At 38.2% G+C, this 23,164-nt stretch carries 14 protein-coding genes; 7 read left to right on the forward strand and 7 right to left on the reverse strand.

The features are described from left to right. The first annotated feature begins 155 nt into the window (after positions 1–155). From BXY75_RS12585 to BXY75_RS12615, 7 genes are all read left to right on the forward strand, one after another. Positions 156–4,853, forward strand: a complete 4,698-nt coding sequence (locus tag BXY75_RS12585) for a T9SS type A sorting domain-containing protein (RefSeq protein WP_121908117.1) — start codon at positions 156–158, stop codon at positions 4,851–4,853. Positions 4,854–5,020: 167 nt separating this feature from the next. Continuing rightward, entirely contained in the window at positions 5,021–5,434 is a 414-nt protein-coding gene (locus BXY75_RS12590; RefSeq protein ID WP_121908118.1) for a hypothetical protein, read from the forward strand. A gap of 223 nt (positions 5,435–5,657) precedes the next feature. Continuing rightward, a complete protein-coding gene (locus BXY75_RS12595) occupies positions 5,658–9,689 on the forward strand; it encodes a T9SS type A sorting domain-containing protein (RefSeq protein WP_170152891.1) in 4,032 nt (1,343 codons plus the stop codon). A gap of 293 nt (positions 9,690–9,982) precedes the next feature. Continuing rightward, positions 9,983–14,656, forward strand: coding sequence for a M36 family metallopeptidase (locus BXY75_RS12600; protein ID WP_121908120.1), 4,674 nt, complete (start codon positions 9,983–9,985; stop codon positions 14,654–14,656). Positions 14,657–14,813: 157 nt separating this feature from the next. Continuing rightward, the gene (locus BXY75_RS12605; RefSeq protein ID WP_121908121.1) at positions 14,814–15,686 is read left to right on the forward strand and encodes a DUF4846 domain-containing protein; all 873 of its coding nucleotides are present in this window, start codon (positions 14,814–14,816) and stop codon (positions 15,684–15,686) included. Then, on the forward strand, positions 15,683–16,045 hold the full coding sequence (locus BXY75_RS12610; protein WP_121908122.1) for a Na(+)-translocating NADH-quinone reductase subunit F: 363 nt from the start codon (positions 15,683–15,685) through the stop codon (positions 16,043–16,045). The genes BXY75_RS12605 and BXY75_RS12610 overlap by 4 nt, the downstream gene beginning before the upstream one ends. Beyond that, positions 16,042–17,049: an FAD:protein FMN transferase gene (locus tag BXY75_RS12615; protein ID WP_121908123.1), complete on the forward strand. Its 1,008-nt coding sequence runs from the start codon at positions 16,042–16,044 to the stop codon at positions 17,047–17,049. The genes BXY75_RS12610 and BXY75_RS12615 overlap by 4 nt, the downstream gene beginning before the upstream one ends. Positions 17,050–17,111: 62 nt before the next feature. Here BXY75_RS12615 and BXY75_RS12620 read toward each other — a convergent pair whose 3' ends face one another. The 7 genes from BXY75_RS12620 to BXY75_RS12650 all read right to left on the reverse strand — a co-directional run bounded on the left by BXY75_RS12620 (position 17,112) and on the right by BXY75_RS12650 (position 23,152). Beyond that, the gene (locus BXY75_RS12620; RefSeq protein WP_121908124.1) at positions 17,112–17,876 is read right to left on the reverse strand and encodes a class I SAM-dependent methyltransferase; all 765 of its coding nucleotides are present in this window, start codon (positions 17,874–17,876) and stop codon (positions 17,112–17,114) included. A 62-nt stretch (positions 17,877–17,938) separates the two neighbouring features. Beyond that, on the reverse strand, positions 17,939–18,757 hold the full coding sequence (map, locus tag BXY75_RS12625; RefSeq protein WP_121908125.1) for a type I methionyl aminopeptidase: 819 nt from the start codon (positions 18,755–18,757) through the stop codon (positions 17,939–17,941). 9 nt (positions 18,758–18,766) lie between these two features. Further along, positions 18,767–19,168 (reverse strand): BT0820 family HAD-type phosphatase, encoded by a 402-nt coding sequence (locus BXY75_RS12630; protein ID WP_245962982.1) that lies wholly within the window; start codon positions 19,166–19,168, stop codon positions 18,767–18,769. A gap of 52 nt (positions 19,169–19,220) precedes the next feature. Continuing rightward, a complete protein-coding gene (locus BXY75_RS12635; protein ID WP_121908127.1) occupies positions 19,221–19,820 on the reverse strand; it encodes a TlpA family protein disulfide reductase in 600 nt (199 codons plus the stop codon). Positions 19,821–19,832: 12 nt separating this feature from the next. Next, positions 19,833–21,347 carry a 2,3-bisphosphoglycerate-independent phosphoglycerate mutase gene (gene gpmI / locus BXY75_RS12640; protein ID WP_121908128.1) on the reverse strand — a complete coding sequence of 505 codons (1,515 nt, stop codon included), beginning with the start codon at positions 21,345–21,347 and terminating at the stop codon, positions 19,833–19,835. 270 nt (positions 21,348–21,617) lie between these two features. Next, entirely contained in the window at positions 21,618–22,382 is a 765-nt protein-coding gene (locus tag BXY75_RS12645; RefSeq protein WP_121908129.1) for a M48 family metalloprotease, read from the reverse strand. Positions 22,383–22,408: 26 nt separating this feature from the next. Then, on the reverse strand, positions 22,409–23,152 hold the full coding sequence (locus tag BXY75_RS12650; protein ID WP_121908130.1) for a M15 family metallopeptidase: 744 nt from the start codon (positions 23,150–23,152) through the stop codon (positions 22,409–22,411). Positions 23,153–23,164 lie beyond the last annotated feature (12 nt).

The raw sequence follows: 23,164 nt of genomic DNA on the forward strand, positions 1-23,164 counted from the left end.
AAAAGCCTGTGTCGAATTTCTCGATACGGGCTTTTTTGATTTTATGAAACAGTTTTATTGAAGGTTTCTAAAAAGGTAATTTCATGTTTAAATAAATTACAGTAAGTTTATATCCTTGATTTTCAGGACTAGCCATTGATAAATTTATTACAATTATGAAATTAAAAGTACTTATTGCATTTGCATTTCTTGTTTGTTCTTCTCATTTGAATTCCCAGAATTATAAGGTTCTAATGGAAGATAATACTGTGAATTTTTATGAGGTTGTCAATGAAGCTGAAGCCTATTTCAATTCAATGGATAAGACCGCCAAAGGAAGTGGTTTAAAAGGATTTGAGCGATGGCGGGCAGCCAATGAGTATAAGTATTATCCTTCGGGACGACGTGATAATGTAGATCCTTTTTTTGTTGAACATTCATACCAGGAATTCCTTAGCACAAATCCAACCAATAATTTAAACGCTGCTGTTTCAAACTGGAGTGAACTTGGCCCATTTACTATCGACAATATTTCGGGTCACTACTCACCAGGATTAGGCAGGGTAGAAGATTTTTATGTGAATCCGGCTAATCCTAATCAATTATATCTTGGCTCGAGAAGTGGTGGTTTTTGGAAATCTATAGATGGCGGTGCTAATTGGACTGGTGGTTCGGTTGACTTTTTATTTGCTAGCGGAGTAAATACCATAGCCGTAGCGCCCTCGAATCCAAACACTGTTCTTATTAATATTCGAAACGCTAGAAACGGCTATTCACATGGTATCTACAAATCAATAGACGGCGGTAACAGTTGGGCGCTTTCAAATTTTAATCCTACAAATGTTGGGTTCGGAGGTTTGGGAGATTCGTTTCAAATCAAAAAAATATTTTATCATCCAACGATCGCCAATCTTATTTTTATTGGAACCAACGAAGGATTGTTTAGATCTGACGACAATCTTGCGACTTGGACCAGGATTTTAACGGCTGCAGATATTTCAAACATTGCCTTTCATCCTACAGATGCCAACACGATGTACCTTACAAACGAGATTAGTGGTACTCGAAATACCATCTTAATTTCAAATAATACCGGTCTAAATTTTAGTAATTCGAGCACCATATCAGGGAATTCGAATGCGACGGGATATTTGTCGGTAAGTCCTTCTTGTGTAGATTGTGTTTATTTTGCTTCTAGTAATGGAGTGTGGAAATCTACAAATAAAGGTGCGAGCTTTACATTTCTATCTAATCCCGCATCCGGTTGTCACGGAGGTTTTGTGGTGAGCGATCTTGACGACCAAAATATACTTTATGGATATGTCGATACTGAAATCAGTACCGATGGTGGAGCCACTTTTAATCAGACGAGTTTTTGGAGTCTTGGTAACTCAGCCCATGGAACAGGAACTAATGAACAAAGATTTGGCTCAACAACTTCTTATGTTCATGCAGATTTGAGAAACGCAAAGGTGGTGAGTGGTGTGTTTTATGTTGCTAGCGATGGATTTCTTTGCAAAAGTGATGATAATGGTACTACTTGGGATATCCTAAGTCAGGGGACTGCCATTCGTGAAAATTATAAACTAGGCGCGAGTCAGTCCAATCACTTTCGATCGATTAGTGGATCACAGGATAATGGGACAAGTATAAAAAAAGAAAATTCTTGGCTAGAGATTTATGGAGCAGATGGAATGGAGGGAATTTTCCATCCCTTAAATGACGATTGGGCTATTGGTAGTGTTCAATATGGTGGCAGAATTAGAACTCAGGATGGAGGTCTCACAGTGGGTGGTGTCTCTCCATCAGGGCAGAGTGGAGGTGGAAATGCCGATTGGGAAGCTCCTTTTGCTTACGATCCCAATAACCAGATGCGGGTTTATAATTTTAGTCAGTCTGTTTATGTGAGCGAGGATTTTGGATCAACCTGGACGGCGAGCGGAAGCCCAGCTAGTTTTAGTGGGAACATCCAGGATGCTGCTGTTGCAGAGAATAATTCTAACATTATTATTATTTCTGCAGGTAGCTTTATCGATAAATCAGTAAATGGTGGTGTATCATTCGCGAGCATTAAAAGTAATTTACCCAATGGAGATATTCGGGACATAGCCTTCGATCCTAATAACGACGATGTGATCATTGTTGTGTATGCTTCATACGAAAATAACGGTGAGAAAGTTTACAAAACCGTTAATGGAGGGAGTAGCTGGACTAACATTACGCACAATCTGGGAAATATGCCCGTTCAAAGTGTGGTTATCGATCATACTACCGATTCGAATATCTACCTAGGTGCTGAAATTGGGATATATACCATGCCTATGAATGATACCAATTGGACACTCTACAATACTAATTTACCTAACACAACTATAGAAGAACTGGAAATAGTGAACGGTTCCAATACGCTAAAAGCAGCTACATGGGGAAGAGGACTTTGGGAAGGTTCGATTGTCGACAGAGCCTCGTACCCGAAGATTCTAACCACAAAAATTACAGACCAGCCCTCAGATAACAAGCCCTTCGAAAATATTGATCAGTTTGTAACTTCAACCATTTCATATACGGGAACTTTAAGCAATGTGTATGTTGCCTGGTCTGAGGATTCTCCTAGCTTCGGAAATGTAATTCCGATGACCAATACAGCTGGTGATATTTGGATATCTGATACTGCTATTCCTAATTTTCCGATTGGAACGAGGATGTATTTTAAGGTTTTTGCTGAAGGTGGTAGCGGAGATATTTCCGAAACTTATAAGTTTATGTACACTGTGAAAGCTTTCTCTCATTGCGAAGCTACCGGAAATGGGAGCACGACTTCAGATTATATAAACTCCGTATCTCTAAACGGTTTTGTGAATAATAGTGGAAAAGATGGTTATACCTATTACGACACAACGCCTATTGAACTGGCGGCAGGTGATTCTTATGAATTAATGATTCAAATGGTAACTCATTTTGCACTTGATGATGCCGGTGCATGGATTGATTATAATAAGAATGGGGATTTCGAAGCTTCCGAAGCTATCACAATGTCAGCTTATAACAGTTCTCATCAGTCCTTCGGAACTATTGCAGTTCCATTTGATGCTGTGCGAGATGAAGTGATTGTTTTACGGACCAGAAATTCCTATTTCGATGCTCCACAACCTTGCGGAAGCGATGCGGGTGAGGTCGAAGATTACGCGATTATTATTAGAGAGCCATGTTTCGATAAGCCTACCACTAGCTGGGATGGAATTGGTTGGAGTAACGGACCTTTAGCAGCTACTAAAAAGGCAGTTTTTACCTCTAGTTATAGTACTGCTGCCGGAAGTATTGATGCTTGTTCATGTGATGTTGAAAACAATGCGACCCTTACTATAGCAGCCGATAATTATTTAAATGTGGTTGGCGATATCTCGGTTGAAAGTGGCAGTTCTATCATTGTCGAACATACTGCTAATGTCGTTCAGATTGACGATTATGCAACAGTCGCTAACAACGGAACGATAAATGTAAATGTCACAACACCCGGTTTAACCGCGCGTGATTTTATGATTCTTGGAAGTATGATGACTTCGGAAAACGAAACTGCTTTTGAAGATGCTTTGCCTGCTTATCAGGTGCTAAATCATACGACTTCAAATTTTCAACCATATGTAGGAACTCCTCCAATTGTAGGGGTTAATTTTTACGATCAGGAACAGAATGATTGGACAAATTTCTCAGGTACACTAAATGCAGCTGAAGGCTATTTGGTAAGACCTTCTTATACGCAAAGTGGAAGTTACAATTATACATTCGATCAAGGGACACTGTATAATGGAAAGATAGTTTATGTTGCAGATTACAATACCGACAAAGAATCCAGTGCAAATATTCTCTCAAATCCGTATGCCTCGGCTATTGACGCGGATATGTTAATCACCGGCAATACGATGATCGATGAGGTGTATTTTTGGGAACATAATACAACTCCTGGAATGGGTGTTCCTGGGCCTCAAAGTGAGAATTTCAATATGGAAGATATTTCAACCTACAATGGCACTATGGGAATTCCGTCTTCTACCGGTGGAGATACACCAAATGGTATTATTGCAACCGCTCAGGGCTTCGGAATTAAGGCCAATGCTCCGGGTGACGTGGTGTTTAAAAATACTATGCGATTGACGAGTGGAAACACCAATCTTAGAAAAAACATAGATAAAGATCTTATTTGGTTGACTGTTCGTGAAGGGCAATATCATCTTGGAAGTACCACCGGAATTGGATTTCTTGAAAATGCAGGCCCGCAATTAGATAATGGTTATGATACCCAAAAATTGGGAACCGTAGTTTCTCTATATACACATCTTGAAGATGGAAGTGAGCAATTGGGAATACAAGGGCGTGAAATTTTTAATGATTCAATTACTATTCTAATGGGTTTCTCAACTTTAATTGAATCAGATGGCGGACTTCCATATGTGATTTCGATTTCCGATATCGAAGGAAATGCGATTGAAGCAGCAACTGTTTATTTAATCGATCACACCGAAAACACAATTACCAACTTAAGTGAAGCAAATTACGAGTTTGTTGCAGTAGCAGGAACTTATAATCATCGATTCACCCTTCAGTTTGTTTCCAGAACATTATCGACGAGCGATTTTGATTTAGCAGATGTTTTAGTATTTCCTAACCCTGCGCAAAACGTTCTGAATATCGTTTCTCCTAATACCGTACTAACCGGTATTGAGATTTTCGACCTTAGAGGAAGAAGTGTGAAAACAGTGGCAATCACTTCCGAAGCTACCCAAAGGATTGATATTTCAAATCTTCAAAGCGCCTTGTATTTAGTGAAAATTTCTTCGGAAAATGGATCGATTACAAAACGAATTGTAAAATATTAATTTACCAACTTCTTAAAAAAGCCTGAATCAAATTTTACGATTTGGGCTTTTATTTTTAGTGAAAAGATTCATTGAATACTTTTTGCTATGGATACTTTTTAATCTTAATATTTAAGTTTAATCACTAACAAAAGCATTACTTTGTATTAATCTTATTAATCTAGAGTATGAGTTTACATTTGATTTCAATTTTCTGCTTTGCGGCAATTACAGGTTGCCAATCATTATCTATTGGGGATGTTGAAAAAAAGATACTGCCTGCCGGACGACCGGATCAACCTATACTTATGCAATACAGTGCAACTGCCTCGATTGCCAAAACTATTACACTTCAAGCTATTAACATAGAGGATTCTGATCAAAAAATGAATATTTCGATTGCGAGACTTCCAGATGGATTGGTTATGTCTTCGGAAAATCCTTTGGAGCCGGGAAACTATTACATTAGTGCTACTACAAAATACCTGAATGAATCTTTAGCCAAAGATGTTACTGTTGTTTTCCACATCCAGGAAGCATCGAAAGGCACTTTTATTATTAAGAAAAAAGCAACTGTTTTAAGCGTATTTCCGAAGAAATAAACATAGGCGTTATCGTTAAGATTTTTCACTTTATAAATCCACAACAGTCCTCTTATTATGTAATTAAATTCAGCATTCATTAATTGAGTAGTGAATGAGTAGTGATTGTTGCATGAATAATTAGGAAGTAAGAGTAGGATAATTATCTTTGCCGCTTAATTTAATTTAAGAAAATATTATGATTAAAAATAACCCTGAATCCCTTCTACTAAAATCCCTAAAAATGGGGCTTTTTACGATGGCTTTATTTTTGAGTTTTTTCACTCAGGCACAGTCCACAAGAACTTTAGATTATAAATCTAAAGTTACAGATCAAAACGCAAACTTTTACGAGATAGTGACTCAAAAAAGAGCCGAATTTGCTGCAATGGATCTTTCCATTAAGGCGAATAATAAGGCGATGAAACAATTTGAACGATGGGCTTATATTTGGCAAGACAAAATAAATGTTGATGGTTCTTTTCCAACTGCTTCAAATCAGCTTTTATCTAAAGGTGATTATATTGGGAAGTTAATGGAAACTCAAGTTGAAAGCAGATCTCCAGAAACAAATCCCTGGACGCAAGTAGGTCCTGTAGATAGACCTTTAGCAAATGGTTATGTTGGTTATCCTGGGAAAGGAAGAGTAAATGTAATTACAGAAGACCCTTCAAACACTGATATTATGTATGCAGGATCTGCAGCGGGTGGTATTTGGAAAACTATAAACAATGGAGCACTTTGGTCTCCAAAATCTGATTTCCTAGCAGGTTTAGGAGTTACTGACATCCTTGTTGACCCAACTAACACCGATATTATTTATATGGCGACCGGAGATGAAGATGGCGAGCATGTATCCTCAATAGGTGTGTTTAAATCTGCAGATGCAGGAGAAACTTGGGACCCGACAGGTTTAACGTTTAGTTTAGACCAAAATGAATATATTAGAGACTTGGCATTTGCTCCGGGGAATAGTGCTAAGATATTTGCATTAACAAATGATGAGATTAGAGTTTCTACAAACAGTGGTTCATCATGGTCACTAGTTCCAGTGACTTATCCATATTCGCCTTATACTGAAGGTTTTCAAAACATTGTTTTTGACCCTAATGATGCTACGAAGGTTGTGGTTTCTGATAGTTATGGTGGATTGTATTTTTCTACAGACGGAGGTGCGAATTTCGCCCTACATGGTACTATAGAAGGACTTAGTAGTGGTCAACAAAAATTGAAAATTGTTAGTTCTGCCAATGATGACGATTATTTCTATGGTATTCTTGAAGACCAAAGAAGTATGGGTTCAATAACAGAAGAAGCCTCATTCAGAAAGTATAGATATGCATATAATAATACAGCAGCAGATTTAATTAGTACCACGACTCTAACAGGATTTAATTCGCAAGGTGGATACAATATAAATATTGCTGTTTCACCAATAAATCAGTTGAATATTCTTGTAGCTGGTGTTAATGGATTCCGTTCTACAGATGGAGGCGCTTCATTTACTACGCTAATGAATGCGTATAATGAGCCAGCCGGTGTAGGGTTTTATATCCACGCAGACCACCATCATATATCATTTGTAGGAAATACTGAAATGGTTTTAAATGGTCATGACGGTGGTGTTCACAAAGGGCCTTTTAGCGCAACTACAGCGACACCTTGGAATGATATTTCAAATACCTTAATAATAACACAACCGTATAATATTGCAGTTACCCAAGAAGCAGGCGGAGATAATTTTATGATGGCGAACCAAGATAATGATGGTTTTTCTAAGATAATGCAAGGTGCTGGGCCAAATAAATGGCTTTCAGCGATTGCTGGTGATGGTACTTCAGCAGGAATAGACATTGTAAATTCGAATATTAGATATCTAGGTGGTACTAATGGACAATTATATCGCGCAGATGCTGGATATGCTGATGGTTATGACCAGGCTACTTACATATTAGGATCGAATACTGACGCAGCCTTTGTTTCACAAATGTCTGTACATCCTTCGAATGCTAATATCATTTATGCTTGCCATGGTGACATAAAAAAATCGATTAATAAAGGAGGGACTGGAATACCAGCAGATTGGACTGCATTAGGTTCAGGCCTTACTGCTACTAAATTTATCGATGTTACTCCAAATGGCGGATCAATAAGAATTTACACCATAGGTGATGTAGGTACTACCGTAACAGCTAAGCGTAGTGATGACGATGGTGCTACTTGGACAACTATAACACCACCAGCTGGAGTAACCCTAAATAGTTTTTCTGCAGTGCCAAACTCTTTAACTGTTTACGCTTCGGCAAGTGGATATTCTGCTGGCAATAAAGTATACAAGTCTGTAGATGGTGGTGTCACTTGGACAAATATTAGTACAGGATTGCCAAACATTATTATAAAGAAGGTTGTTGCAAACAGAACGTCAACAGATGAAACTCTTTATTTAGGAACAGAATTAGGACCTTATTTTAGAACTAACATTGCAGATTGGTTAAAAATGGGAACAGGTTTACCAAATGTTAGAGTAGACGATTTAGAAATAAACTACACGGACAATATACTGTACATCGGTACCTTTGGTCGAGGAATGTGGGGTATATCTATTGCGAATACTTGCCCAGGAGTTACAAAAACTTGGGACGGAAGCTGGACTCCTGCAGGAGCGCCTGATGCTACCGATACCGTAATTATCAACGCACTATATAATGCAGCGACCAACGGTAATTTAGAAGCATGTAAACTTACTATCAATTCAGGGGTTACAGTTACTGTTCCTGCTTCATCATATATCCGTGTGAATGGAGATATATTAGTAGAAGGTACGTTAGACGTGGCACACGCTGGAAGTATAGTTCAGGTTGAAAATAACGCTGTAGTAACAAATAATGGGAATATCAATGTACAACTTACTACCCCTGCATTAAATGCGCGTGATTTTATGATCTTGGGGAGTCCTATGACTGCTTCAACTGAAACGACCTTTAATAGTGCGTATCAAGTATTACATCATACTGGGGCAAATTTCGATCCTTATGTAGGTACACCGGCAGTAGTAGGAGTAAATTTCCACGATCAGGATAGCAATGATTGGTCAAATTTTTCTGGAACGCTAAATAAGAGCGAAGGATATTTGGTAAGACCTTCATATGTATCTGGTGGAACTTATAATTACACATTTAGTCAAGGAACTTTAAACACCGGTGTAATTTTGAACACCGCTTATTTTAGTGTTGATAAGGAAAAAAGCCCGAATATTCTTTCGAATCCGTATGCTTCTGCCATCGATGCTGCTTTGTTTATCTCTTCCAATGCTATGGTTGATGAGGTTTATTTCTGGGAGCATTTAACTACTCCTGCTGTTGGTATCCCGGGACCATTGGGAGAAAACTTTAGTATGGAAGATATATCTACCTACAATGGTACAATGGGACTGCCTGCATCCAACGATCCGGGAACTTCGACTACACCTAACGGAATTATTTCAACTGGACAAGGCTTCGGAATTAAGGCTAATGCAGGTGGAAATATCACTTTTAATAATGCGATGCGCTTAACAAGTGGAAACACTACTTTGAGAAGACCCGTTGAAAAGGATCTATTATGGATATCGGTTCGTGAAGGTGAATATCATATGGGAAGTACTACCGGAATAGGATTTTTAGAAAGTGCTACTGCCGGTTTAGATCAAGGTTACGACACTCAAAAACTTGGAACTGTAGTATCGCTTTATTCACATTTATTGGATGGTAGCGAACAACTTGGTATACAAGGAAGAGAAGCTTTCAATTCTGAATTGACTATCCCATTAGGATTCTCTACAATGATTGAAGCTGACGGTGGATTGCCTTATGTGATTTCAGTTTCTAATCTGGAAGGATCGTTAATTGAAGCCGCCAATGTTTATTTGGTAGATCATTTAGAAAATACTATTACCAATTTAAGTGAGGGTACTTATGATTTCTTGTCAGAGGCAGGAACATTCAACAATCGATTTACACTTCAATTCCAGGAGTTGGTACTTAGTAATGACCAATCTCAAATGGAAGATATTTCGGTTTTCCCAAATCCAACACAAGATGTGATCAATATAGTTTCTACCACAACAACAATTACTAAGGTAGAAATCTATGATGTAAGAGGAAGATTATTGTTCACTTCAGATGTTAATTCAAACAACGTTACTTCTGTTGACCTGTCTGGATTTGACAGTGCAATATATTTTGCAAGAATCTATTCTAATGATAATTCGATAACTAAACGAATCGCAAAAGAATAGAGTAAACTTAAATTTTTTAAAGCCCGTTTTCCATTTTGGAAAACGGGCTTTTTTTTTGCTCAAATTTATATCTTCCTGTAGGTCAGTAAACAAAAGTTTTCCTTTCATGAATAATTTTTATCATCAGTTGTAGTGTTCAGAATACTTTTTTAGTATTTTTAAGAGAATAGCCATAAGAAATTCCGATATAGAGTTAAAAAAATAGTTGAAACGTAACTATTTTAATCTACGTGCGTGAATACTTACATTTTCAAAAAAACATTTTTATTCATATCCCCTTAAAATTATTCAAAATGAAAAGAAAAAATTTTATCGATTATGACAACGTGATCAAGAGAATTATGTTCACCCTGGTCATGACAATTTTAAGTCTGTCTACTGTTTCTGTTATTGCTCAGAATAATAAACCTGAGAAAAAACAATCTATGACTTCTGAATATTTAGCCCAATTGGTAAAAGAAGGAAAGTCAGATGATATTGTGATTACTGCAGAACATATTAGTTCTCTCTCCGGAACCCACCATATTTATCTTCTACAAGCTATTAACGGTATTGGTATCAATGGAACTGAATCAAGTGTGCATATAGATGCTTCCGGAAAAGTAATAAAGGTAAATAATGCCTTTATAGATCGTCCTAAGTTAATAACTCAAACTACGACTGCGGCACTTAGTGCAAGAGATGCGATACTCTCAGTAGCTCAGAAAATGAATTATTCTATCAGTAATCTTCAAGAAGTCAATCGAAAAGGAGGTGTGAACCAAGAGGTGACATTCAATACAGGAGGAATTTCTAGAATTAACATTCCGGTGAAACTCATTTATCAGCTAACAGAAAATAATACTATCCAATTATCTTGGGAGCTTTCTATCGATGATGTCAACAGCCCTGAAGATTGGTGGAATTTTAGAGTAGACGCCAACACTGGTGAAATTCTAAGTAAGAATAATTTTATTGCGCAGTGTTATTTAGAGCATAGTCATTCGCATGAAGCTTTTATCGGACCTATAAACAAGTCTGAAGAAGCAACTGTTTCCGAAGAAAACTCTACGGCATTAATTGGTACTTATAACGTTTTTGCCATACCGGTTGAAAGTCCGAACCATGGTGCTCGAACTTCTATTGTAGATCCTCATTTGGATGGAACAGGTTCACCTTTTGGGTGGCATGATACAAATGGTTCAGCAGGAGCAGAATTTACAGATACTAGAGGAAATAATATTGATGCGTTTGGATTTAATACCGGGAATAGAGCGAATGGTGGAGGAAGCTTAAACTTTAACTTTACTCTGGATCTAAATGCAGGCGCTTTAACGCAAGAAAATGCTGCACTTACCAATATGTTTTATATGGGGAATATTATGCACGATGTAACTTATGAATATGGGTTTACTGAAGCTGCTGGAAATTTTCAAGAAAACAATTATGGAAATGGGGGAGCGGGAAGTGACTATGTAGTAGGAGAAGGTCAAAAAACAGGGCAATGTAATGCTTTTTTTGGCACACCAGCCGACGGAGGTAATCCTACCATGCAAATGTTCATATGCGTATATGGAGGTGCTACCGGAGATCGTGATGGTGATTTTGATAATGGAGTAATTGCTCACGAATATGGTCATGGTATTTCTAACAGATTAACTGGAGGCCCAGGCACAACCGGATGTCTTGGTAATCAGGAACAAATGGGTGAAGGTTGGAGTGATTATTTTGGACTTGTCTTAACAATCGAACCTGGTGATGCAGGAACAGATCCTAGAGGAATGGGTACTTGGTTGGCCGGACAAGTTTCAACCGGTGCCGGTATTCGATCACAACGTTACGACACCGATACTAATACATACACTTACGATTCTATTAAAACAGAAGTTGCACCTCATGGGGTAGGGTCTGTTTGGGCAATGATGCTTTGGGAAATGACCTGGGATTTAATTGATGAATATGGTTTTGACCCTGATGTCTATAATGGTACTGGAGGAAATAATATTGCTTTAGCATTGGTTATGGAAGGATTGAAATTGCAACCGTGTAATCCTGGATTTGTAGATGGTAGAGATGCTATTCTTCAGGCCGATTTAAATCTATATGGAGGCGCTAATCAGTGTCTTATTTGGACCGCTTTTGCAGGAAGAGGATTAGGTTTTAGTGCCAATCAAGGATCTACTGGCAGCAAAAATGATGGAACACAAGCTTTCGATCTTCCACCTGGAAGCGCAGTCTTTGTAGCCGATATCGATACGGTTTGTATAACAAATGGAGTACAAAACGGTGTTGGCGGTGGTGCACCTGTAGGAGGTACCTATAGTGGGACTGGTGTAACTGATGACGGAAATGGAACTTCTTATACTTTCGATCCAACCGTAGCTGGTGTAGGAACTGCAAACGTAGTTTATACTGTTTTTGATACTTGTTCTGGTGCAACTGCTAATTTAAATCAAACAATAGAAGTCACAGATGGTATTCCAATTTTAGTATGTAACGATATTACTGTTACCTTGGACGGTGCCGGAAATGCTTCAATTGTTAATAGTGACGTTGCCAATACTGCACCCGATACTACTCAGTACACCGTAGATCAGACAGGGACTTTTAGCCCCATCGATATTTCAGGTTCTGCTACCAGTGTCAGTCTTATTGAAGATGGACCTTCCGGCTTATTACCCTTAGGATTTACTTTTTCTTTCTTCGGAAATGATTTTACAAACTTTTACTTGCAGTCCAATGGATTTTTATCATTCGACAATTCCGGAACTACAGGTAGTGCTTCCTGGACGCCGGTGGCAATTCCAAATACCGGTGGACCGAATAATATGATTGCCTACTTTTGGGACGATATGAGCCCACAGTTGGGTGGAACTGTACAATATGCAACAATAGGTACTGCGCCAAATAGAATTTTGGTAGTTGACTATATAAATATCAGACAATATAATATTAATGGAACAGGAAATCAGATTACCACTCAGGTACAACTTTATGAAGGATCCTCTCACATTGAAGTACATACAACCTCAGCACCAAATGGTGGTGGTTTAAATCGTACACAAGGAGTAGAGAATGCCAATGGCACAGCAGGATTTTTCGTACCTGGTAGAAACGGGGTGCCTTTCGCACTCACGAACGACGTGGTGAGGTTTATCCCACTTATTACGGAAGCATTGGCAGATAATTGCGGCAGCCCAGTAACACTTACACTTAGTCAATCCAATTTTACATGTAGAGATATAGGTGTAAATACAGTAACTGTTACAGCAGATGATGGAATTGGCGGCATGGCAACTTGTGATGCCATGGTTACTGTGATTGGTGAAACAACGATCTATACCGGAAGTTGGGACAATGGGAATCCCGATGCTGGTAAAAAGGCAGTTTTCAGCACGAGCTATAATACGTCTATTGCAGATATAGACGCATGTTCTTGTGAGATCAATAATAATGCTACCGTTACCGTGGGTGCAGACGATTATATGAGTATAGATGGTAATATAACAGTGGATGCGGGATCGTCATTGATCGTAGAACACACAGGAAATGTGGTACAGATTGATGATGCTGCATTAGTCACAAACAATGGAACGATTAATGTTCAACTTACTACTCCAGCTTTGAATGCCCGTGATTTTATGATAATGGGAAGTCCTATGACAGCTGATGACGAAAATGTATTTACAGATGGATTACCGGCTTATCAAGTGTTATTTCACACAACTGCAAATTTTGATCCTTACGTCGGCACACCTCCGGTAGTGGGAGTGAATTTCCACGATCAGGATAGTAACGATTGGGCTAATTTTTCAGGAACTTTAAACGCAGGGGAAGGCTATTTAATTCGACCGTCTTTTGCGAATAGTGGTTCCTATAATTACGTCTACAATCAAGGTACCTTAAATAATGGTGAAATTTTATATCCTGCCTATTTTGGCGATGATAAAGAAGATAGTCCAAATGTAATTTCGAATCCGTACGCTTCTGCTATGGATGCTGCTTTATTTATTTCATCCAATGCAATGGTTGATGAGGTTTATTTCTGGGAACATTTAACTACTCCGGCTGGTGGTATTCCGGGGCCATTGAATGAGAACTTTAGTATGGAGGATATTTCCACTTATAACGGGACAATGGGTATACCGGCCTCTAACGATCCCGGAACTTCCACCACTCCAAATGGTATTATTTCTACAGGACAAGGCTTCGGAATTAAAGCCAATGCAGGAGGAAATGTTACATTCAACAACGCCATGCGCTTAACCAGTGGAAATACCACTTTAAGAAGACCTGTTGAAAAGGATCTATTATGGATAATGGTTCGCGAAGGTCAATATCATATGGGTAGTACTACCGGAATTGGATTTTTAGAAAATGCGACTGCCGGATTGGATCAAGGTTACGATACTCAAAAACTTGGAACCGTTGTTTCGCTTTATACACATTTGTTAGATGGAAGCGAACAACTTGGTATTCAGGGAAGAGAAGCTTTCAACCCTGATATTACTATTCCAATGGGATTCTCAACCTTAATCCAAGCTGATGCTGGATTGCCTTATGTGATCTCTATTTCAGATCTAGAAGGAACTTTAATTGAAGAGGCAACGGTGTATTTAATAGATCATCAAGAAAATACTGTTACTAATTTAAGTGAAGCTAATTACACATTCTTATCAGATGCCGGGACCTTCAACAACCGATTTACTATTCAGTTTGAAGGACTTGTGTTGGGTACGGTAAATAATACATTGGAAGATATAGCATTGTATCCAAATCCAACTCAGAATATGATAACAATTGTATCGCCGGGTATTATGATAGCTAAAGCAGAGGTTTATGATGTGCGCGGAAGAAAAGTGAATGAAGTTTCGTTTGCAAATGAAAACGATTATCATCTTGATCTTTCTAACTTAGAATCGGCAATGTATTTTGTGAAAATTTCTTCGGAAAACGGATCAATTACAAAACGAATTGTGAAATATTAATTAGTATTTATTTATTGATTTAATCCTACCGCCTTTATTTGGATATGAAGGCGGTTTTTTTATGCTTCGGAAATTAAAACGTTTGAAAGTTCAACAGGAATAAAGACTGAATCATTCAGATTTAAAATAAAGGAAGTAGAAAGAAGTTATTAATTATATGAAAAAGCTTCTTTTCCTAAGCTTGATATCCGCCGGCCTAATCTATTTGTTCTTTACAAAAGAAGGGAAGGTGATAAAAAATGTGGCAATTTCTGTGATTGCTCCAGTCGAGCATGTGAAAGAGAAAGGTCTTACTGTGATCGATCGAATTGAAGTGCCCGAGGATTTTACTAGAACTTTGTATCCCGCAAATTCTTTTCAGAACTACATTCAGAATTATAAATTAAAGCCATTTGGAGCGAAGATCGTCAATTACGATGGTAATGATTATGTCTATCAAAGTGGTCATGTTGGCATTTTTGAACTTGCCGTCCCCGATAACGGGCTTCAGCAATGTGCAGATGCTTTGATCCGGATTCGTGCCGAGTATTTATGGGATATGAACCGTAAAGATGAAATAGGTTTTAATTTCACATCGGGACATTACTGCTCCTGGAAACAATATGCAGAGGGGTTTCGTCCAAAAATAAATGCTAACAAAGTGAGCTTTCATAAAACCGCCTCGGCAAATAATTCCAAAGAAAATTTTCATCGTTATCTCAATCTAATTTTTATGTATTCGGGTACTCAATCCCTTTATGACGAATTACCTAAGATAAAAACTTCGGAAGAACTTCAAGTAGGAGATATGCTCGTTTATGCCGGAAGCCCCGGTCATATTGTAATGCTTGCTGATATGGCAATCAATTCCGAAGGTGAAAAAATATTTATTTTAGCTCAAGGAAATACACCGGCACAAAGCGTACATTTGCTGAAAAATTTAAATGATTTGAAGATAAGTCCGTGGTACGAACTAGAAATGAATCAGTATCTCGAAATTCCGACTTATTATTTTAATGACACTAAATTTGTGAGATTTAAAGGAATATGAGTGAAGAATTAACCGAACAAGAACTACACAACTTGGCGATGAATATCGTTGGAAAGAATTTGGAAGCGTTAGGATATGAGTTTATGGGAGTAAATTCCAAGCTCAAAAAAGACCCTCAATTTGTAGCTTTAAAAGATAAAATTCTGCATTTCGTTATTGTAAGAGCGGTTCATTATCCGAAGGATGCTAATGTATACGATCCCGTTTTTATGCAAACCATAAAGGAGCATGCGCAGAAATTTGAAGCAAAAACGTATTATGCGGGTGTAGGTCTCGGCCATGGAGGTGACTATGCCTTACCGGTTCTTAAAGATGAAGATTACACCATGGTGTATAACGGATTACAAGAGATCTTATGAAGTATTTAGCGACAATTTTAGTGGTTATATGTTTAGTTTCCTGTGAAAAGGAAGAAGTCAAATTCCATGTTTTACAAGGGGAAGCATTTGGTACAATTTATACGATTCAATTCTTTTCTTCGGAAGAGTTTGAAGTGCAAAAAGGAATCGATTCTGTGATTTATGGAGTCAATAGATCGGTGAGTACTTATATGCCTAACAGCGATATTTCAAAAGTAAATCGAGGGGATTCAACCCTTGTGATTGATTCAATTTTTAAAGACGTGTTTCGTATTTCTGAAGCAGTGCACAAAAAATCAAATGGTTACTTCGATCCTACAATAGGGGTGCTCCGTAACGCCTACGGATTTGGTGATATCAAGGCCTTGAACAAAATAGATGAGAAAGTTTTAGATTCGCTTATGCAATTTGTTGGTTTCGATAAAGTATCAATAACCAAAAACGGCACCATTAAAAAAGAGAATCCGAATATTTACTTCGACTTTAATGCAGTGGCAAAAGGCTACGGGATTGATTGTTTGGGAAGATATTTAGAAGCTAATAAGGTTAAAAACTACCTCATAGAACTAGGAGGTGAAATTAGAGCCAAAGGTAAGAATATCTCTAAAAAGAAACCCTGGATAGCGGGAATTGAATCGATCCATTCAGAACTTGAAGATCGAAACTACGACGCTAAAATTAGACTGGAAAATAAATCGATGGCTTCATCGGGAAATTATAGAAAATTTAGAACCGATTCGCTTACCGGAAAAAAATATGTCCATACTATAAATCCGCTAACCGGATCTGCCGAACAAAGTGACATTACAAGTGCTTCAGTAGTTGCTGAAACATGTGCTATAGCTGATGCCTATGCGACTACCATCATGGCTTTAGGATTTGAAAAAGCAAAAGTTTTATTGAAAGATAAGTTGGAAATTGAAGCTTATTTTACGTATTCAGATAGTTTACATACCGAACAAGTTTATATGACCGATGGCTTCCGAAGATTATTGGTAGAATAAAACAATCAATATTATACCCTTAATATATATGTCATTGAGTCGAAGCAGTTTAAAGTGAATGTTTATTTTTTACAAACAGGCAATAATTCTCCTTTTGCTAATCGGAATTTGTGTATTTCTTTGTCACTTAATTTATTAGTATAATCTACGGCTTCAACCGAAAATCCAATCGATTCCAGTTTTTCGAAATAATCCATTCCATAAACACGTACGTGATCGTACTGTCCAAAGATGGCAGCACGCTCTTTAGGGTCTGTGATGTTATCATCTTCAAATGTTTTATCTCTATCAGCCTCATAAGGAACTTGCAGTATTGCTGTACCTCCTGGCGCCAATACTCTATATAATTCTTGCATCGCTTTGGTATCGTCCGGGATATGTTCTAAAACGTGGTTGCAAATAATATAATCGTAAGTATCATCGTGAAAAGGCAGATTACAGATATCTGCTTTCACATCGGCGATAGGTGAATTGAGATCGGTAGTAGTATAATCTAGATTCTTCATTTTCCTGAAACGCGTATAAAAAGCCTGCTCCGGCGCAAAATGAAGGACCTTTACTTTTTCAGTAAAAAACTTAGTTTCGTTTTTTAGGTATAACCAGAATAATCGATGTCTTTCTAATGATAAAGTGCCGGGAGATAATACATTTTCACGTACTTTCTCGTAACCATAAGGCAGAAATTTTCTGAACGATTTACCATCTATCGGGTCTGTGTAAGTTTCGCCTCTTAAGAAAAATGCGACAAATGGACGTACCAGATAACTCATTCTAATCAATAATGTTCGCGGAATGAGATTCAGAAAAAATTTAAAGATTTTATTCAAAAGTAAAATTCGTTTTATTTAGAAGAGTCATTTATAGTTTCCGTGAATCTTCGCGAAACAGATTAAAGGACAAGTTCTTTAGCTCTGAATTCATCTTCCTCGTCACTTTCAATAACCAACGCATCGTAGATATATGCGAAAGTAGAAAGTAATTCGGGTTTACCGTTTACAATTGCAACGTCATGTTCAAAATGAGCACTTGGCTTTCTGTCTGCAGTAAGAATGGTCCAACCATCATCGAGTTGTTCAATGCGACGTGTTCCTAAATTTATCATAGGTTCTATCGCAACCGTCATACCTTCGACGAACTTTTTTCCCCGGCCTCTTCGACCGTAGTTTGGCATTTCGGGATCTTCATGCATGGTTTTACCTAATCCATGACCTACCAGTTCACGCACAACGCCATAACCATGAGCTTCACAATACTCTTGTATAGCATAACCAACGTCTCCAACTCGTTTTCCTACTTTGAGCTCACGAATACCAACATATAGTGATTCCTTGGTAATCTTTAAAAGTTTTTCCACTTCGGGAGCGATCTCTCCTATAGCAAATGTATAGGCATGATCCCCGTAATACCCATTTTTTACAGCACCACAATCGATAGAAATAATATCTCCTTCTGCAAATGGTGTGTCATTAGGAATACCATGTACTACTTGAGCATTTGGGCTCATACACAGCGTATTTGGAAAATCGTACAAACCTAAAAATCCTGGAACAGCGCCATGATCTCTAATAAATTCTTCTGCGAGTTTATCTAAATAAAGCGAGCTAACGCCAGGTTTTACTTCTTTTGCCAGCATTCCAAGTGTTTTGGAAACAACAAGAGCACTCTCGCGCATTAATTCAATTTCTTCTAGTGTCTTTACTATGATCATTGTACTTTATTAAAAAGAAAACCACCCTTTTTTCTTAGGTTTTGTGGCTGCAGGAGACATTTGCCCACCCACAAATTGTTGGTATATTTCCCCCCAGCTCATTAAACCGCCAACATTTCTGTCATCGATAAAATAGTCTGCGTTTATTTTTCGGCTATATCGAGGATCAAATACCTCTTCAGGAAAACTTTTGTTAACAGCATAAAACACTATTCCATTTTCTTTACAAAAACTTACCGCATCATCTAATGCTTTCTCCTTTCTATACGTCCATAGAATTAGTCTGTGACCTTTTTCCTGAAGTTTTTTAAGGGTTTCAAAGGCAAATAACACGGGCTTTCCAACCTTTGGATATTCATCCTCCACTATGGTCCCGTCAAAATCGACTGCTATGGTATACGTTTCATTCATCATGTTCTCTATTGATTGCCAAAATTACAAAGAAAATACCGTTTTCAGATATTTATTCGGCGTATGAGTGTTGATAGTCACTGCCGTTTAAAATGGCTAATATGTCCCTCTCTAATGAATCCTGAGTGTATTCTACAATACGTCCAAGTTCCTTATTATCTTTTTCAAAAATGATGGTGGGTACATATTGAATGTCAAATCCTTTTTCAAGACCGGCTGGAGTGTCCTTGTCACGAGAAACCGCGATCATTTCAACCGTATCTATGTTGTAATTAGACGCGTTTAAGACCTTATAAAGTCCGGGTACTTCTCTCTGACTATCCTCGCACCAGGTTCCCATAAAAACTTTAATACTCACATTTTCAAGAAGTGGTTTTATTAAATCTATTGCTGTTGTATCGAGCATATGCTCTTTATTACTTTGATTAAACCAAATATCGAATGGTTCCGATTTTAATCCGGCATAATTAATTTTACCTATAAGCATTTTCGACCCTTCTTCTTCCGGATCATCGACGAGCTTATTCATAGTTTCATTTGATTTTTCCATGTTATTTTCTTCGGAAGTGATTTCGTCTGAGTTCTTGTTTTCTTTGCCCATATTACAAGCAGTAATGCCAAGAACAGTAATTAATAATAGTAGCTTTTTCATTTTTCTAAATTTTTATACAATTGAATGCTGTGTCATTACTTTAGGTTTTTCAATTCCCATTAATTTTAAGATAGTAGGAGCGATATCTCCTAAAATTCCGTCTTCAACCGAAGCTATTTCCGGATCAACAATAATCACTGGAACCGGATTTGTTGTATGTGCTGTATTTGGTGAACCATCTGGATTACGCATAGTTTCACTATTACCATGATCGGCGATTATAATCGTTGTATAATCATTTGCCAGAGCTGCCTCTACAATACTTCGGGTACAAGTGTCTACTGTTTCACAAGCTTTTACAGCGGCTTCAAAAACACCGGTATGTCCTACCATGTCTGGATTTGCAAAATTAAGGCAAATAAAATCAGCAGTTTTCGCATTGATCTCCGGAATGATCTTATCTCGAATTTCATAGGCGCTCATTTCGGGTTGCAAATCGTAAGTGGCTACTTTTGGCGACGGACAAAGAATCCGCTTTTCACCTTCGAACGGCATTTCTCTTCCTCCGTTAAAAAAGAAGGTAACATGCGGATATTTTTCAGTTTCCGCAATTCGTATCTGCGTTCTCTTATTGCGCTCAAGAATTTCACCGAGCGTGTCCGTAATATTATCTTTGTTGTAGATTACTTTAATTCCATCGTATGAATCTTTGTAATTTGTCAGGGTCACGAAATAGAGTGGAAGTTTCTTCATCCCAAACTCAGGAAAGTCCTTTTGAGTGAGTACTTCAGTTAGTTCTCGACCACGATCCGTTCTGAAATTAAAAAATATTACTACATCTTCTTCAGCAATAGTTGCGAGTGGTAAATTAGCTTCAGTTAGAACAATAGGCTCAATAAACTCATCTGTGACTCCTTCTGCATAACTCGCCTCAATACTTTCTACAGCATTTTTGGAAAAGCTACCCTTTCCGAAGACCAAAAGATCATAAACCTTCTTAACACGCTCCCAGCGTTTGTCACGGTCCATGGCAAAATAACGCCCAACAACCGTCGCCAGTTTCCCTGTGGTCTTCTGCATATGTTCCTGTAAATTGGCAATATGTCCGGCGCCCGATTTGGGATCTACATCCCGACCATCTGTAAACGCATGAACAAATACATTTTCAAGGCCTTCGCTATGGGCAGCAGTTAATATTCCTTTTAAATGTTCAATATGCGAATGCACTCCGCCATCCGAGACAAGTCCGAGTAAGTGAATTTTCTTACGGTTTATTTTCGCATAAGAAAAAGCGTCCTTTAAAACAGGTTCTTCTTTTAAAATGTTGTTTTGAACTGCCAGATTAATTTTTGCAAGATCCTGGTACACAATTCGCCCTGCGCCAAGATTCATATGTCCTACTTCACTATTTCCCATTTGACCTTCTGGCAGACCAACGTTCATACCATGGGTAAGCAATTGGGCGTGCGGATATTTTTTATATAAAGAGTCAATAAATGGGGTTTCGGCCTGATCAACCGCAGAAACAGATGGATCCTGAGCCATTCCCCAGCCATCCAAAATGAGTAAAAGCACCTTTTTGTTCATGATGCAAAGATAAAAACAAAAACCCGCCTGAGTAAGATCTACATACAAGAAGCGAGATGATTTAGTTTTTATTTAACAAATGAAGGTTGAATTATGAATATTATAGAAATTGTAACTTGATAAGACATCACTCAAGGTCTCCATTCAAAGAGATACTTAAAAAACTGCTTTAAAATAAACTCCCTTCCTTCGAAGGAAGGGTAGGGGAAGGATGTTTTCAAGCAATTTAATGTGATGCAAAGACGTACATTATTCGTTTTGATATTGCTATTATCCGCCGTATTTCCGAATGGATGCTTCGATATTTTCGATACGATTGTCTGGATCGGGATGTGTACTTTGAAATTCGGGAACTCGACTGGGACCGGCCGCATCTTTTAGTATTTGCATAACGCCTATCATTTCCCGCGGATTGTAACCGGCTTTGAGCATAAAACGAACCCCAAGATCGTCACTTTCCAATTCGTCGCCGCGACCGTTGCCTAACAGTACATTTTGACCAATCCCTGAAACTAAACCACCGGCATCTGCTCCCACTGAAGCTCCTTGTGAGATAGTCTGCCAGAACTCAGTATTCGCAATCCGTTCGGCCGAATGTCGTCCTAAAACGTGACCTACTTCATGACCCAATACTCCGGCGAGCTGATCTTCATTTTGTAATTTCGAATACAAGGCGTAGGTAATAAATATTTGTCCGCCGGGAAGCGCAAACGCATTGATAGTGTTGGGATCTGCGAGCAGGTGAAAATCATATTGATATGGCGTTTGCTTAGCAATACTATTGTTTACCAATTTTGCGCCAACCATATCTACATATGCCTGTGCTTCGGCGTCCTGATATAATCCGCCGTATTCCTGTGCCATTTGTGGCGCACTTTGGAGTCCGATTGCTATTTCCTCTTCGGTAGTAAGTGAGATCAACTGAGATTTACCTGTATAAGGGTTTTCTTCAGTATTAGAGCACTTTTTAAAGAAGGCAAATGCTACGATGGCAAGTCCAATGAATATTCTTATTTTCCAGCTACCTCTCATGATTTTCAGTTTTTTGCGTACTAAAGTTACTAAAGTAATTCGGGATTTATATCCAAAATATTCTCGCTTCGATATTTTCCGATAAAAGCTTCGGAAAAATATTCACTACCGGCAATTTTCTCTTCCTGAAGAATTTTCTGTACATCCAACTTTTTATAAGCGGCGAGCATGGGTATGGAAACGGGAGCATAACTAAAATGCCAGGGTTCGTATTTAAAACCTTTTCGGTTTGCGTTGTCTGTGTATACTTCATAAAAACCGTAGGTAGCAGCATTTTTAGTGAGCCAATCTTTTAGTTTACAAAAAGGACCATCTCCATGAAAAAGTTGCGGCTGAAGCACACTTGCAGGTCTGGGTTTTGCATTGGCGTCAATAATATCTATGTCGGTACCCCAATGATGACGAGAAGTCCCGGGGATAGTAGAATATTCAATTATCTTTTCGATGGCCGCCATTGGTGAAAGTCCCTGCTTGGTGAATTTTTTGTATTTGCCCTCGTAGATCTCTTTCTGTCTCTGGAAACTACGATAAGCAGACACGACTTCTATCTGTATGTTTTCTTCGGAAGCGGCAAGTTTCATCTTTTGGAAAGCTTCGGAAGTATCTTTTTGCATTTTTGAAGTGTAGGTGTTGCCAACAATGTCTTTGTTTCCTTTTCCAATAAGTTGATCTCTTGTAAAACTTTCTTGAAAGGACCTAAAAGACAGTTGAGGTAAGATTCCAATTCCTGCTGAAGCTAAAGCCGTAATTTTTATGAATTTGTTTCTGTTCATTTTATATCTTAG

This window comes from Ulvibacter antarcticus (assembly GCF_003688405.1).
Taxonomy (GTDB): Bacteria; Bacteroidota; Bacteroidia; order Flavobacteriales; family Flavobacteriaceae; genus Ulvibacter; species Ulvibacter antarcticus.